General features: G+C 59.8%; 13 protein-coding genes. 8 read left to right on the forward strand and 5 right to left on the reverse strand.

Annotated features, from left to right (window positions below; translation table 11 throughout):
• The first annotated feature begins 48 nt into the window (after positions 1 to 48).
• Together LJU29_RS02920 and LJU29_RS02925 are read left to right on the forward strand one after the other, a co-directional pair.
• Complete coding sequence (locus LJU29_RS02920) at positions 49 to 327, forward strand: hypothetical protein (RefSeq protein WP_004643020.1); 279 nt, start codon at positions 49 to 51, stop codon at positions 325 to 327.
• A 32-nt stretch (positions 328 to 359) separates the two neighbouring features.
• Positions 360 to 1,757, forward strand: coding sequence for a DUF726 domain-containing protein (locus LJU29_RS02925; protein WP_257111620.1), 1,398 nt, complete (start codon positions 360 to 362; stop codon positions 1,755 to 1,757).
• A gap of 6 nt (positions 1,758 to 1,763) precedes the next feature.
• Here the strand turns inward: LJU29_RS02925 and LJU29_RS02930 are convergent, their stop codons facing one another.
• The gene (locus tag LJU29_RS02930) at positions 1,764 to 2,792 is read right to left on the reverse strand and encodes a bile acid:sodium symporter family protein (protein ID WP_057423677.1); all 1,029 of its coding nucleotides are present in this window, start codon (positions 2,790 to 2,792) and stop codon (positions 1,764 to 1,766) included.
• 85 nt (positions 2,793 to 2,877) lie between these two features.
• Between LJU29_RS02930 and LJU29_RS02935 the strand changes: the two genes are divergently transcribed.
• Positions 2,878 to 3,681: an AraC family transcriptional regulator gene (locus tag LJU29_RS02935; protein ID WP_005752856.1), complete on the forward strand. Its 804-nt coding sequence runs from the start codon at positions 2,878 to 2,880 to the stop codon at positions 3,679 to 3,681.
• Positions 3,682 to 3,925: 244 nt separating this feature from the next.
• A complete protein-coding gene (locus LJU29_RS02940) occupies positions 3,926 to 4,822 on the forward strand; it encodes a PA4780 family RIO1-like protein kinase (protein ID WP_002555533.1) in 897 nt (298 codons plus the stop codon).
• A gap of 206 nt (positions 4,823 to 5,028) precedes the next feature.
• Here the strand turns inward: LJU29_RS02940 and cueR are convergent, their stop codons facing one another.
• The 3 genes from cueR to LJU29_RS02955 all read right to left on the reverse strand — a co-directional run bounded on the left by cueR (position 5,029) and on the right by LJU29_RS02955 (position 8,072).
• On the reverse strand, positions 5,029 to 5,427 hold the full coding sequence (cueR, locus tag LJU29_RS02945) for a Cu(I)-responsive transcriptional regulator (RefSeq protein ID WP_005742930.1): 399 nt from the start codon (positions 5,425 to 5,427) through the stop codon (positions 5,029 to 5,031).
• Positions 5,424 to 7,622 carry a heavy metal translocating P-type ATPase gene (locus tag LJU29_RS02950; protein WP_257111621.1) on the reverse strand — a complete coding sequence of 733 codons (2,199 nt, stop codon included), beginning with the start codon at positions 7,620 to 7,622 and terminating at the stop codon, positions 5,424 to 5,426. Before LJU29_RS02950 ends, cueR begins: the two co-directional genes overlap by 4 nt.
• A gap of 69 nt (positions 7,623 to 7,691) precedes the next feature.
• Positions 7,692 to 8,072, reverse strand: a complete 381-nt coding sequence (locus tag LJU29_RS02955; protein ID WP_002555530.1) for a hypothetical protein — start codon at positions 8,070 to 8,072, stop codon at positions 7,692 to 7,694.
• 146 nt (positions 8,073 to 8,218) lie between these two features.
• On the opposite strand from LJU29_RS02955, the gene LJU29_RS02960 reads away from it, so the two are divergent.
• Together LJU29_RS02960 and LJU29_RS02965 are read left to right on the forward strand one after the other, a co-directional pair.
• Complete coding sequence (locus LJU29_RS02960; protein WP_004659353.1) at positions 8,219 to 8,416, forward strand: heavy-metal-associated domain-containing protein; 198 nt, start codon at positions 8,219 to 8,221, stop codon at positions 8,414 to 8,416.
• 135 nt (positions 8,417 to 8,551) lie between these two features.
• Positions 8,552 to 9,748, forward strand: coding sequence for a multidrug effflux MFS transporter (locus LJU29_RS02965; RefSeq protein WP_054996737.1), 1,197 nt, complete (start codon positions 8,552 to 8,554; stop codon positions 9,746 to 9,748).
• Positions 9,749 to 9,802: 54 nt separating this feature from the next.
• Here the strand turns inward: LJU29_RS02965 and LJU29_RS02970 are convergent, their stop codons facing one another.
• Positions 9,803 to 10,816 carry a zinc-binding alcohol dehydrogenase family protein gene (locus LJU29_RS02970; protein ID WP_057423706.1) on the reverse strand — a complete coding sequence of 338 codons (1,014 nt, stop codon included), beginning with the start codon at positions 10,814 to 10,816 and terminating at the stop codon, positions 9,803 to 9,805.
• Between the two features lie 112 nt (positions 10,817 to 10,928).
• Here LJU29_RS02970 and vimR point away from each other — a divergent pair, with 112 nt between their 5' ends.
• Together vimR and LJU29_RS02980 are read left to right on the forward strand one after the other, a co-directional pair.
• The gene (gene vimR, locus LJU29_RS02975; RefSeq protein ID WP_257111622.1) at positions 10,929 to 11,852 is read left to right on the forward strand and encodes a transcription regulator VimR; all 924 of its coding nucleotides are present in this window, start codon (positions 10,929 to 10,931) and stop codon (positions 11,850 to 11,852) included.
• Between the two features lie 436 nt (positions 11,853 to 12,288).
• Complete coding sequence (locus LJU29_RS02980; protein ID WP_002555525.1) at positions 12,289 to 12,981, forward strand: ArsR/SmtB family transcription factor; 693 nt, start codon at positions 12,289 to 12,291, stop codon at positions 12,979 to 12,981.
• Positions 12,982 to 13,074 lie beyond the last annotated feature (93 nt).

Here is a 13,074-nt window from a genome sequence, read left to right on the forward strand (position 1 = left end):
CGCGGGATGAACAGTCAGCATTATTGGCCTGTAACGTTGAGGTAAGGCATGGGGTTCATCATTGGGGTATCGGTACTTCTGATTCTGATCGGCACGGTGTTCTATCTGTTTGACAAAGGCGCGCGGACCCGCTGGCTGAGGCCCTATATCGGCCTGGCGCTGATTGGGTTGCTGATCGGCGGGATGGGCTTGCTGGTAGGGCTGGTTTCCGATGAAATCGAAAGTTATTTCCTGCTGGTTGCCAAATGGGTGATCGCTGTGACCGGTATCATGTTTTGCCTGCGGCTGATCATACTGATCGCCAGGCGCTTCATCGTCAGAAATTGAGCGTGCAACCCGCCCATGTGTGACAGGACAACGTGGAAAATCACTTCAAATTTCTGACCTTGCCCAAGACATCGGGCGAGGTCGCCAACGTCTTCATTCACGGCTATTCGTCAGGGCATGATCTGGACGACCGGCGCATGCTGGCCAACAGTATTCCTGGTGCCTTGCGCCAAAGCGTGAATATTCTGGCGTTCTGGCCATCCAGCCATTTTACCCAGATGGACAACCGTTCCCGTGGCCTGTTGATGGCCGCCGCCCGAGTGCATCCGCTGGCGGGCGCAGCCGCGCTGGCGGGAGACCGCGTCGTTCATTTTGCGCGTATCCGCAACCGGGCTCGCGATATAGGCAAAGTGTTGTTGGCACAACTGGACCGTTACCTGTTTGAACATCACCCGGACGTAAAACAGGTCAACCTGATTGGCCACTCACTGGGCGGACGACTACTGGTCAGCGCGCTCAAGAACCTGCAACAGACGCCCGAACACGGGCTGGTGGTGGGCGATGTGTTGCTGATGGCTGCTGCGGTGCGCATTGAAGCGGCCGAGGCCGAAGTGTTGAAGCAGAAAATCAGCGGGCGATTGATCAACGCTTACTCCAGCGAAGACCACGTGCTGTTGCTGAATCTGGGCGAGAAGAGCCTGGGACGCACGCCGGTCGAGCATTTCGAGAATGTGCGGATGCAGGGTTATCGCCATCACCATTACTGGAGACGCTTGCAGGAAGTGCTGATCGCAACTCGCTTCAGCTGCTGTGAAGGACTGGAAACCGGCGTTGCCGTTTTACCGACAGTCAGCCGCGACCCGGTGTTGCAGGACATCTGGCTGCACAGCGTTCTGGCCCGCTCGCCAGACTACGTGCTGGAGGCGGCCATCAAGCATTTGTGCAGCAGTCGATGGACGCGCCTCAAGGCCACCGAAGCGGATCGCACCTACGCATTTGTGCGCGAATTCCAGCTGGTCGCCGGACACTTTCTGATCAATGCCGCCCGGCGTCGAGGCGTGCCCTACACGCGAGTGCTGGGCATGCTGGCGCGGCAATACGGCCTGAGCGATTCGCTGCACAACTGTGCGACGGTGGTTGAAGTGGAGGAACTGCTGCTGCGGACGTTTTTCCGGCAGGCGTTCAGCAACGATCACCCGCTGGTACAAATGCCTCGCGCCAGTGTCAGCGCGATGAGCTGGGAAGTGTATGCGGCACATATCGACGCACTGGCCGAGCGTTTGACCGTTGCTGCATTCTTCAAGCCCGCGCAGGCCGAGAAAGCTCCCGGCACGATCAAAGGGTTGCTGGGTGCAATTCGCCAGGCGCCGGTGCAGCGCCTGCTGACGCACTTTGGCACGGCGCTCAGGCCGGGTTATTCAGCGTTGATCCCGACAGTGGCAATCGTCTTTTACGCGCGCGTCACGCTGGGCGATGACGCGCTGATGTAACGGCGGTCAGGCGGCCTGGGCTTCTTCCAGCGCGGCCTGCGAAAGCTGCTGGCGATGACGACTGGCGTAGCTCTCGGCGATGATCGAACAGACGATCAACTGCATCGGGTGGTAGATCATGATCGGCAACAGGATCAGGCCCAGCCCCGGGTTACTGCCGAAGATCAGCGCTGCCATCGGCGCCCCTGCTGCAAGCGATTTCTTGGTGGCGCAGAACACCGCCGCGACCTTATCGGCATGATCGAACTTGAGCGCCCGTGCGGTGCGCGTGGTCATCAACAGGATCACCGCCAGCAGCAGCGCGGTGCCGATGAATGCGGTCAGGATCACGCTGTTGCCCTGGCTCTGCCACATGCCTGAGATCATCGAATTGCAGAATGCCGCGTACACCAGCAGCAGTATCACCAGCTTGTCGATCAGGTTGGTGTACTTCTTGTGACGGGCGAAAAACTTGCCCAGCAACGGCCGCATTAGCTGGCCAAGCACCAGTGGCAGCAGGAGCATGGCGCACAGGTCGAGCAGTGTATCGCCCAGATCGATCCCGCCAGCGCCGGTGCCGACCACCAGGCTGACCAGCCACGGGGTGATGAAAATCCCGATGACGCTGGACATGCTGGCGTTGAGAATCGCTGCCGGGACATTGCCGCCTGCGCTGTCGGTCAGCGCCACCGAAGACGAAATGGTCGAGGGCAGGGCGCACAGGTAGAGAAAACCCAGCATCAGCAGCGCCGGCACATACGAGCCCAGCAGCTTTTGGCACGCCAGCCAGATCAGCGGGAACACCACGAAGGTGAAGACCTGGATCATCACATGCAGCCGCCAGTTGGTCAGCCCTCGTTTGATCTGCTCGCTGGACAGGTTGACGCCGTGCAGAAAGAACACCACGAACACGCCGACCTTGATGACGTATTCAGCGTGCATGCTGCCGCCGGTAGCGCCGAAACGCGGGAAGAAGTAGGCGAGCACCGTCGCCAGAACCATGCCCCAGAGGAACCAGTCGGTAGCGACGCGTTTGAAGTGTTTGAGTGATTGCATGCGGGGTCCGTAGAACGTTTGTACACAGAGATGCGTGCAGGCTACTCTGTTGCGCCATAGCCGTCTTGCGACATAAGGCCATAAGATGCCGACTAACGGACAGATCGATCAGCGACATCCCACTGGCGAGCGGCAGATACCGGCACTGTCCGGTCTGCCGCGCCCGCTGTATGCCCGCGCTGAAAGCCTCAGTGCTGGTTCGTGGACGCCGCCCCATCGTCACGACTGGGTGCAGTTTTCCTATGCGATCAGCGGGGTATTAGGTGTGCATACCGCCGAGGGCAGTTTTTTTGCACCGCCACAGTGGGGCGTCTGGGTGCCGGCCGGGCTTGAACACGAGGTCGTGACCTCCATGCGTGCCGAAATGCGCAGCCTGTACATTCGCACGGCTGATTCGGGCTGGGCACCACAGCGTTGCCGGGTACTTGAAGTCACGCCGCTGGCCCGCGAACTGATCAAGAGCTTCTGCCTGTTGCCCGTGGACTATCCCGAGCAGGACAGCCATGAGGCGCGGCTGGTGCAGGTATTGCTGGACCAGTTGGCGCACTTGCCGGAAGTCGGTTTTTCGCTGCCGTTGCCGCGTCACCCGCGTTTGCTGGGGCTGTGCAACGAGTTGATCGAAGAACCGGGCCAGTTGATTACCCTGCACGACTGGGCGGCACGTCTTGGCACATCCGAGAAAACCCTGATGCGCCTGTTTCAGCGGGAAACCGGGTTGAGCTTTCGCGGCTGGCGTCAACGGGCACGATTGCTGTCCTCACTTTCTGCACTGGAAGAGGGCGCCAGTGTGACCCATACCGCGCTGGCCTGTGGGTATGACTCGACGTCGGCTTTCATCGCTGCGTTCAAGGGCTTGTTCGGCTATACGCCCGGTGATTTGTTCAAGTAACGCCAAGTTGTATTGCGTACTAACGAGTGCATTTAACGAAGATTTTTCGGGCTTTACACGTTTTGTCCCCGAATATCTTTTATCGCCTGTACGGCACGAAAGGTGCTTTAAACCGGGGGATTGCGTGGTTTTTGCTTAAAAAACCTTTCAATCCACTGGCCCCTACCCCTACTCGCTGGCGGAGGATTGCCGTATAACGGCAACAATCGCGTATCTGGCAACAAAGGACCCACAATAAAAGCTGATGAAAACTCCTAAACGCATTGAACCCCTGATCGAAGACGGTCTGGTCGACGAGGTGCTGCGCCCGCTCATGAGTGGTAAAGAGGCAGCTGTTTATGTGGTGCGCTGTGGCAATGAGCTGCGGTGTGCCAAGGTTTACAAGGAGGCTAACAAACGCAGTTTCCGTCAGGCGGCCGAGTATCAGGAAGGCCGCAAGGTACGCAACAGTCGCCAGGCCCGGGCCATGGCCAAGGGCTCGAAGTTCGGGCGCAAGGAAACCGAAGACGCCTGGCAGAACGCCGAAGTGGCTGCACTGTTTCGTCTGGCCAGCGCGGGTGTCCGGGTGCCCAAGCCGTACGACTTCCTGGAAGGCGTACTGCTCATGGAACTGGTGGCCGACGAGTATGGCGACGCTGCGCCGCGTCTGAACGATGTGGTGCTGGAGCCGGATCAGGCACGCGAGTATCACGCGTTCCTGATCGAGCAGATCGTGCTGATGCTGTGTTCCGGTCTGGTGCACGGTGACCTTTCCGAGTTCAACGTGCTGCTGGCACCGTCCGGCCCGGTCATCATCGACTTGCCGCAAGCAGTCGACGCCGCGGGCAACAACCACGCGTTCAGCATGCTGGAGCGTGACGTTGGCAACATGGCGCTGTACTTCGGCCGCTTCGCGCCGGAGCTCAGAAAGACCAAATACGCCAAGGAAATGTGGTCGTACTACGAGGCTGGCACTTTGTCGCCCGCCACGGTGTTGACTGGTGAGTTCGACGAGCCGGAGGACGAAGCCGATGTGGGCGGCGTACTGCGCGAAATCGAAGCCGCCCGTCTCGACGAGGCTCGCCGTCAGGCAGCTCGTGCGGCAGACGATGCGCCACCGAGCAAATCCACCGAAGAACCGCCACCGCCGTGGATGCAGTAAAGCTTTTGTGGGAGCGAGCCGGGCGACGCTTCGCTTGCTCACGAAGACGATGGATCAGGCGCGCTGTTTTCGGAGCTTGTACCGGCCCTTTCGCGAGCAAGCTCGCTCCCACGGGAGTGCGTGTGCAGGCGCACCACCTAGTGATGCAGTAAGACCCCTGTGGGAGCGAGCCGGGCGTGTTGGACTAGCTCTAACGTAGGTGGTGGCTAGCAACACCCTCCCGACGCCAGGTCCTTGAGGATCGGGCAGTCCGGGCGGTCGTCGCCGTGGCAGTGTTCTACCAGTTCCTGAAGCGTATCGCGCAGGCTGGCCAGTTCGTCGATCTTCTGATTCAGCTGCACGATATGCTGGCGGGCCAGCGCCTTGACGTCGGCGCTGGCGCGTTGGCGGTCTTGCCAGAGGGTCAGCAGTTTGCCGACTTCCTCTAGCGAGAACCCCAGGTCTCTCGAACGTTTGATGAACGCCAGCGTGTGTAAATCGTCGGCGCTGTACAGGCGATAGCCACTGTCGCTGCGATGTGCCGCTTGCAGCAGACCGATGGACTCGTAGTAGCGGATCATCTTCGCGCTCAAACCACTGCTTTTCGCCGCCTGACCGATGTTCATGGCGTGTCCTCCAGATCACGTGGTTTCCAGGTTTTCAGCAGCAGCGCATTGCTCACCACGCTGACACTGGACAGCGCCATGGCCGCGCCAGCCAGTACCGGGTTGAGGTAGCCCAGCGCCGCGAGGGGAATACCGATCAGGTTGTAGACGAATGCCCAGAACAGGTTCTGGCGGATTTTTGCGTAGGTTCGCCGGCTGATGTCCAGCGCCGCCGGAACCAGTCGCGGGTCGCCGCGCATCAGGGTGATGCCTGCTGCATGCATCGCGACGTCCGTTCCGCCGCCCATCGCAATACCCACATCCGCAGCCGCCAGCGCCGGTGCATCGTTGATGCCGTCACCGACCATGGCAACCACATGATGGTTTTTCAGCTGGGTGACGGTGGCCGCCTTGTCGGCAGGCAGCACTTCGGCATGTACATCGTGTATCCCCAAGGCCTTGGCGACTACTTGAGCGCTGCCACGGTTATCGCCGGTCAGCAGATGGCTGGTAATGCCGCGTGCGTTCAGCGCCCTGATCGCCTGATCCGTTCCGGGCTTGAGTGTGTCACCAAAGGCAAACATGCCGATGACCTTCGGCTCCGGGGCCTGCTCGATGAGCCAGGACAGCGTTCGCCCTTCGGCTTCCCAGATACGCGCAGATTCGGCCAGTTCGCCGATGGGCAGGCCGCTTTCATCCAGTAGGCGTCGATTGCCCAGCGCCAGCTCCCGGCCCTGAACGGTGCCCGCTATGCTCTGGCCGCTGAGGGCATGGCTGTTTTCGGCTGCATCGAGCTTGAGTTGCCATTCATGACACACATCGAGCACCGCCCTGGCCAACGGGTGTTCACTGCCGCGTTGCAGTGCGCCCGCCAGTTGCAACAGGTGTTCTTCATTGCCCGACACCGCACTCATGTTGGTGATGCGCGGCGTGCCTGCGGTCAGCGTGCCGGTCTTGTCGAATACCACGGCATCCACAGCGTGGGCGCGCTCCAGTGCCTCTGCATCCTTGATCAGAATGCCATCGCGCGCCGCCACGCCGGTTCCGGCCATGATCGCTGTGGGTGTCGCAAGGCCCAGAGAGCAGGGGCAGGCAATCACCAATACAGCGACCGCATTGATCAGCGCCACCTCAAGCGATGCTCCAGCCAGCAGCCAGCCTGCCAGCGTGAAAAAGGCAATCCCCAGTACAGTGGGTACAAACACCTGGCTGACTTTATCCACCAGTTTCTGGATCGGGGCCTTGGCCGCCTGAGCGTCTTCGACCAGCCGAATGATGCGCGCCAGCACTGTTTCTGCGCCCAGCGCAGTGGTTCTCACCAGCAACTGGCCCTCGCCGTTGATGGCACCCCCCGTGATCTTGTCACCCGCCTGCTTGGCCACCGGCAGGCTTTCACCGGTAATCAGCGCTTCGTCGGCATGGCTGCTGCCTTCGACCACTTCGCCGTCCACAGGAAACCGTTCGCCAGGTTTGACCAGCACTTGATCGCCAAGCTGCAGTGAGCTGATCGCGACGTCCTGTTCGAGGCCGTCGACCACGCGCAGGGCGCGTTCCGGGCGTAGTGCCTCGAGGGCACGAATGGCGCTGGCCGTCTGACGCTTGGCGCGGCTTTCCAGGTATTTGCCCAACAGCACCAGCGCGATAACTACCGCCGATGCTTCGCAATACAGATGCGGCGTTGAGCCGGGTGCAGCACTCAGCCATTGATAGACGCTCAAGCCGTAGCCCGCGCTGGTGCCGATGGCGACCAGCAGGTCCATATTGCCTGCGCCCGCGCGTACGGCCTTCCAGGCAGCCACATAAAAACGCGCGCCCAGAACGAATTGCACCGGTGTCGCCAGTGCGAATTGTGCCCAGGCGGGCAGCATCCAGTGAACGCCCAGCGGCGTCAGTAACATTGGCGCGATCAACGGCAGTGCCAGCGCGATGGTCAACAGCAGGGCCCATCGTTCGTTGTGCAGGTGGCGTGCTTTCTGGTCAGCTTCGGCGTGGCGATCCTCAACCAGCGTCGCGCTGTAACCGGCACGGCTGACGGCGTCGATCAGCGTTTGCGGATCGGTCTGGGCTGCGGTGTCTACATGGGCGCGCTCATTGGCCAGGTTGACCGTCACGCTGTTGACCCCCGGCACTTTGGCCAGAGCACGCTCGACCCGACCCGCACAACTGGCGCAGGTCATGCCGCTGATCGGCAGGTCGAAGGTGGTGGTTTGTTGCATGTGAATCACTCCCTGAGGCTGGATACCTGCAAGGATCAACCTTGCCACATGGGCAAGGTCAAGCGCGAATCAATAGTTGAGGTCGGCTTTCTTGAGGTACATGCCGTTCAGGTCCGCGGCGATACGGTATTTGAGGATATCGCCCGAGCGGAGCTGGATCTTGGTGCTGCGCGGCGCTTCCATTCCCGGTTCGCAGCCCACCACGGTGCCCCGCAGGGTGCTCAGTCTTATCGACACTTCACCGGGAGGCAGGTTGAAAGACACCGAGTCCTCCTGAAAAAGCCTTCCAGCCAGACGGTCCTGCACATAGATGCCGATCTCACAGGAGGTCGCGACTTCCAGGCGCTCTCGGGAAATGATCAGGATGCCGTAATCCTGATCGGCCTGAGTGGCGGGTGCGATAGCCAAGAAACCGAGAATGCTGAAGAGGCTCACTGCTGACCAGCGCATCGCTGATACTCCTGATGTAAACGTTGATGAGTCAGCTTGGCTCACGATCAGCACGAATACCAGCCCGGCAGCGATAACAGAAACTTGACCTTGCCATCATGACAAGGTTGAAGATGCTCGCTATCCATCAATGAGGGAGTGACACCATGCAGTTATTCAATGTTCAAGGCATGACCTGCGGGCACTGTGTTCGCGCGGTGACTCAAGCGATCAAGAACGACGACCCAGGCGCTGATGTTCAGGTTGAACTGGCCAGCAAGCAGGTGAAGGTGCAAAGCAGTCTGTCACCCGAGCAGATCGTCAGGTTGATCAGCGAAGAGGGTTATCAGGCGCAGCCGGCATGACGGGACAGGGAGACCGGAACGGTCTCCCTGTCTGTAAACTTTGAAAAGTTTTGAATTAATTACCCTGTCCTTCGTTCTCTGCAAGGTAAGCCGGTTAGACTAACCCGTTGCCCTGCACCCGTTAATGGACACCCGATGAATCTACGCACAATCCTTATCCTTGGCTCATTGAGTGCCTTCGGCCCTCTGGCCATCGACTTTTATCTTCCTGGCTTTCCGGCCATGGCCTCGTATTTCGGGACCGACGAAAAACATATTCAGTTGACCCTCGCGGCTTACTTTCTCGGGCTTTCCCTGGGACAACTGGCCTATGGTCCGGTGGCTGACCGGTTCGGCCGGCGCATTCCGCTGTTGTTCGGCGTTACCTTGTTCATGCTCGCCTCGATAGCCTGCGCCTTTGCGCCAAGCCTTGAATGGCTGATTGGTGCGCGCTTCGTTCAGGCGTTGGGCGGCTGTGCCGGGATGGTGCTGTCGCGGGCAATCGTCAGTGACAAGTGCAATGCCGTCGAGTCGGCCAAGGTCTTTTCGCAACTGATGCTGGTCATGGGCCTGGCTCCGATTCTGGCACCCATGCTTGGCGGAGTACTGGTCAGCACCTTTGGCTGGCAATCGATCTTTGTCAGCCTGGCGCTTTTCAGTGGTGCCTGCCTGGCGGCGGTTGCACTGGGGCTGCCGGAAAGCATGCCCGCCAGCACGCCTCGTCAGCCGTTGAGTGGCGCATTTCGCCAGTACGTCAACCTGCTGCAGGACCGCGTCTTCATCGGCCATGCACTGACGGGCGGCATTGCCATGGCCGGAATGTTCGCTTACGTCGCCGGGTCGCCGTTCGTGTTCATCAAGCTGTACGGCGTACCAGCCGAGCATTATGGCTGGCTGTTCGGGATGAACGCGGCGGGTTTCATTCTGGTCGCGCAGATCAATGCGCGTCTGCTGCGCAAGACGGGGCCGGCATTTTTGCTGTCACGCACGGTCTGGATCTATCTGACCGCGGCGCTGGCGTTGCTGGCGATCAGCTTGCTGCGCACCGAAGCGCTTTGGCCGCTGCTGGTGCCATTGTTCATTTGCGTGGCAAGCCTTGGGTGCATCATCCCCAATGCGTCAGCCTGTGCCATGAGCGGCCAGTGGGCGCGTGCGGGCAGTGCCTCGGCGCTGCTGGGTTGTCTGCAATTCAGTGTTGCCGCCATCGCCGCCAGCCTGGTGGGCTTGTTGCATGACGGCACGGCCACACCCATGGCGCTGGTTATCAGCCTGTGCGGTGTGCTGACGGTCGGCCTTTCGGTACTGACACGCCGTGCGCAAGGCACGCGGGATGCGCAGGCGAAGCCGGTCTGATTCGGCGCAATGGTTGTGTCAGTCACGCTATGCGCTGACACAACCATCTCGCGTTCAGAAACCTTCCAGTACGACCTTGCCCTTGGCCTTGCCGCTTTCCAGCAGGGCATGAGCGCGGCGCAGATTCTCTGCGTTGATGCTGCCGAAGTGCTCACTAAAGGTGGTTTTCAGCGTTCCGGCGTCGATCAGCTCGGCCACCCGGTTGAGCAGGTTGTGCTGTTCGATCATGTCCTCGGTTTCAAACATCGACCGCGTGTACATGAACTCCCAGTGCAGCGACAGGCTCTTGCGCTTGAGCTTCGACACATCCAGTGACTTGGGATCGTCGATCAGCGCCAGCTTGCCTTGTGGCTTGAGCGCCTCGACCAGTTGGTCCAGATGCTGTTCGGTCTGGGTCAGGCTGGCCACATGGGTCACCTGATTCAGGCCGACGCGTTTCAGTTCTTCGCTCAACGGCTTGCTGTGGTTCAGCACTTCGTGTGCGCCCAGTTCGCGGACCCAGCTTTCGGTCTCAGGCCGGGAAGCGGTGCCGATGACCTTCAGGGTGGTCAGCTGACGTGCCAACTGGGTAAGGATCGAACCTACACCGCCCGCTGCACCGACGATCAGCAGGCTGTGCGAGCCTTCGCCTTTTTGCTGAGCGATCTGCAGGCGCTCGAACAACAGCTCCCAGGCAGTGATCGCCGTCAACGGCAACGCGGCCGCATGGGCAAAGCTCAGGGTTTTCGGCATATGCCCGACAATACGCTCGTCGACCACATGCAGTTCGCTGTTGCCACCCGGCCGGGTCAGGGAGCCGGCATAGAACACCTTGTCACCCGGCTTGAACAGCGTGACCTGGCTACCCACCGTTTTCACGACACCTGCCACATCCCAGCCCAGCACCTTGGGAGCGCCATCCTCGGGCTGGACGTTCTGGCGGATTTTGGTGTCCACCGGGTTGACGGAGATGGCCTTGACCTCTACCAGCAGATCACGAGCGCCAGCCACCGGTTCAGGCAGCTCAATGTCCTGCAATGACAGTGCGTCGCTGATCGGCAGCGAGTGGTAATACGCGATTGCTTTCATGACGGGCCTCTTCGGGAAAAATGATGAATAGATCATTGGCTATTTCCAGTAAAGATAAAACCCGCTAAAACGGCAGGCTCTTTCAATTTTATTTTGATAATACGAGGCATTGATGTTGCGTTTTGACGACTTGCAGTTGTTCGTTCGTGCAGCGGACCTGGGCAGTCTTTCTGCCGCAGCGCGGGTGATGGACATGTCTGCAGCGGTTGCCAGCGCGGCGCTCAAACGTATTGAACGGCAATTGGGTGCGCGCTTGCTGGCACGTTCGACCCGCAGCCTGCGTCTGACTGCCGAAGGCGATGGGTTTCTGGAGTATGCTCGCGCTGCACTGGGCAGTCTGGAAGAAGGGCGGCGCCTGCTGGCCAGCAGCCAGGACCGTTGTGAGGGCGTGTTGCAACTCTCGGCACCGTCGGATCTGGGACGTAACGTACTCTTGCCCTGGCTCGACGAATTTCAGCAGCAACATCCGCAACTGACCGTGCGCCTGTTGCAGGGTGATCGTATTGCCGACCTGTTCCGCCAGCCGGTCGATGTGGCGCTGCGTTACGGCGAGCCGGAGGATTCAAGCCTGGTCGCATTGCCGGTGTTGCCTGACAACCGGCGGGTGTTGTGTGCCGCGCCGAGTTACCTGCAGCGTCATGGCGAACCGCAGCAGGTTGAGCAACTGGCGCAGCATAACTGCCTGTTGTTCATGCTCGGTGATCGTGTGCATGACCGCTGGACGCTGAATGATGGCAAGCGCGAAATCAGCCTGACGGTCAGCGGCAACCGGTTCAGTGACGACGCAGATGTAGTGCGCCGCTGGGCAGTAGCGGGCGAAGGTGTGGCGTACAAATCCTGGCTGGACGTCGCCGCAGATGTACGGGCCGGGCACCTGAAAGTACTGATGCCTGATTTGATCGGCGAGCGAGCGCCGCTGAACCTGTTATGCGCCCACCGGGCGCAGCTCAGCAAGCCGGTCATTCTGTTGCTGGAAATGCTCAGGTCACGTTGTAAGCAACAGGCTGTAGGTCCGTCGCCCGTTGGTTTGTTTTAATAGCCACGTCCGGGTAGGAAATAACCTTCGGAAGTGTCGGAAAATATAATATTTGAAAGTGTTTCAACGGTGCAAAGTTTCAACTCTCAGGCGAAGTTAAAACTGTCTGTTGTTGAGTGGTTTTGGCGTTTTTGTCATGGGTATTACGCTTGTTTTTTCAATCTCTTTTTGACGTAATGGTCGAAACCCCTTTGCTAGAGGGGGTTTGCCGTTAAGGCAGGAAGATCTTCCTGCCGATCGGGCGAGAGAGAAACGTGGGTTTTTTCGAGCTGTTGTACAACAACAGTTTGTACGAATCGTTTTTCGCCCACTGGGGCCGAAGGGCATAGAGTTTATACTTGTCATTTCATATAAGAACCACGTTCAACTCTACCGAGGCGTGATTGCTTTCACCCAGTCATCACGATAGATGAATGTTTCAACAGGGAGTGAACACATGGAATACGGACCTTGCATCAGCCAGATCGCAACATTGCTGGCCGACCCCAAGCGCAGCGCAATGATCTGGGCACTGATGGATGGTACTGCTCGTCCTGCCGATGAGTTGGCGATTTTGGCGGGACTCTCGACTTCTTCTGCAGGCGCGCACCTGGCGCGTCTGACCAGCGGCGGTTTGTTGAAACAGGAGGCGCGGGGTCGCAAGCGCTTCTTTCGCCTCGCCGCGCCGGAAGTGGGGGCCGCTGTAGAAGCTCTGGCCTGTGCCTCGCTGGCCAGTGCCGAACAGATCAGCCGCAGGTTTGCTCAGCCTATGCCGCCGTTGCCGCTACGCCGTGCAAGAATCTGCTCCGATCATCTGGGCGGCGAAATGGCCGCCGAGCTTTATCAGCGCCTTCTGGAGGCGGGCTGGATAGAACAGCAAGAGAAGCGTGTCGAGGTCACGAGCAAGGGTGTGGCCAGTTTTGCCGAGCGCGGTATTTACATACCGGCGCTGGCACAGCGCAAGCGTGAAACGGTATGTGCCTGCCCGAAATGGAATGATCGCAACCCGCACCTGGGCGGCGCGCTGGGGGCAGGGCTGCTGCAGTTATTCTTTCAAATGGGCTGGCTGCGCACCACCGAGGAACCCAGCACCTTGCAGGTCTCCTCCAGTGGGCAGCGGGAAATCAGCAAGATCGCGGCGGCGGCCTGACGGGAACCGCAGGTGTGGCGCGCTCCACCACTAACGTACCACCGGCCCGCGTCGGCACGCAGTTCCGGACGCTCCGCGTCCTCTTGCGACGCC

It is taken from the genome of Pseudomonas ficuserectae (assembly GCF_024584585.1).
Taxonomy (GTDB): Bacteria; Pseudomonadota; Gammaproteobacteria; order Pseudomonadales; family Pseudomonadaceae; genus Aquipseudomonas; species Aquipseudomonas amygdali.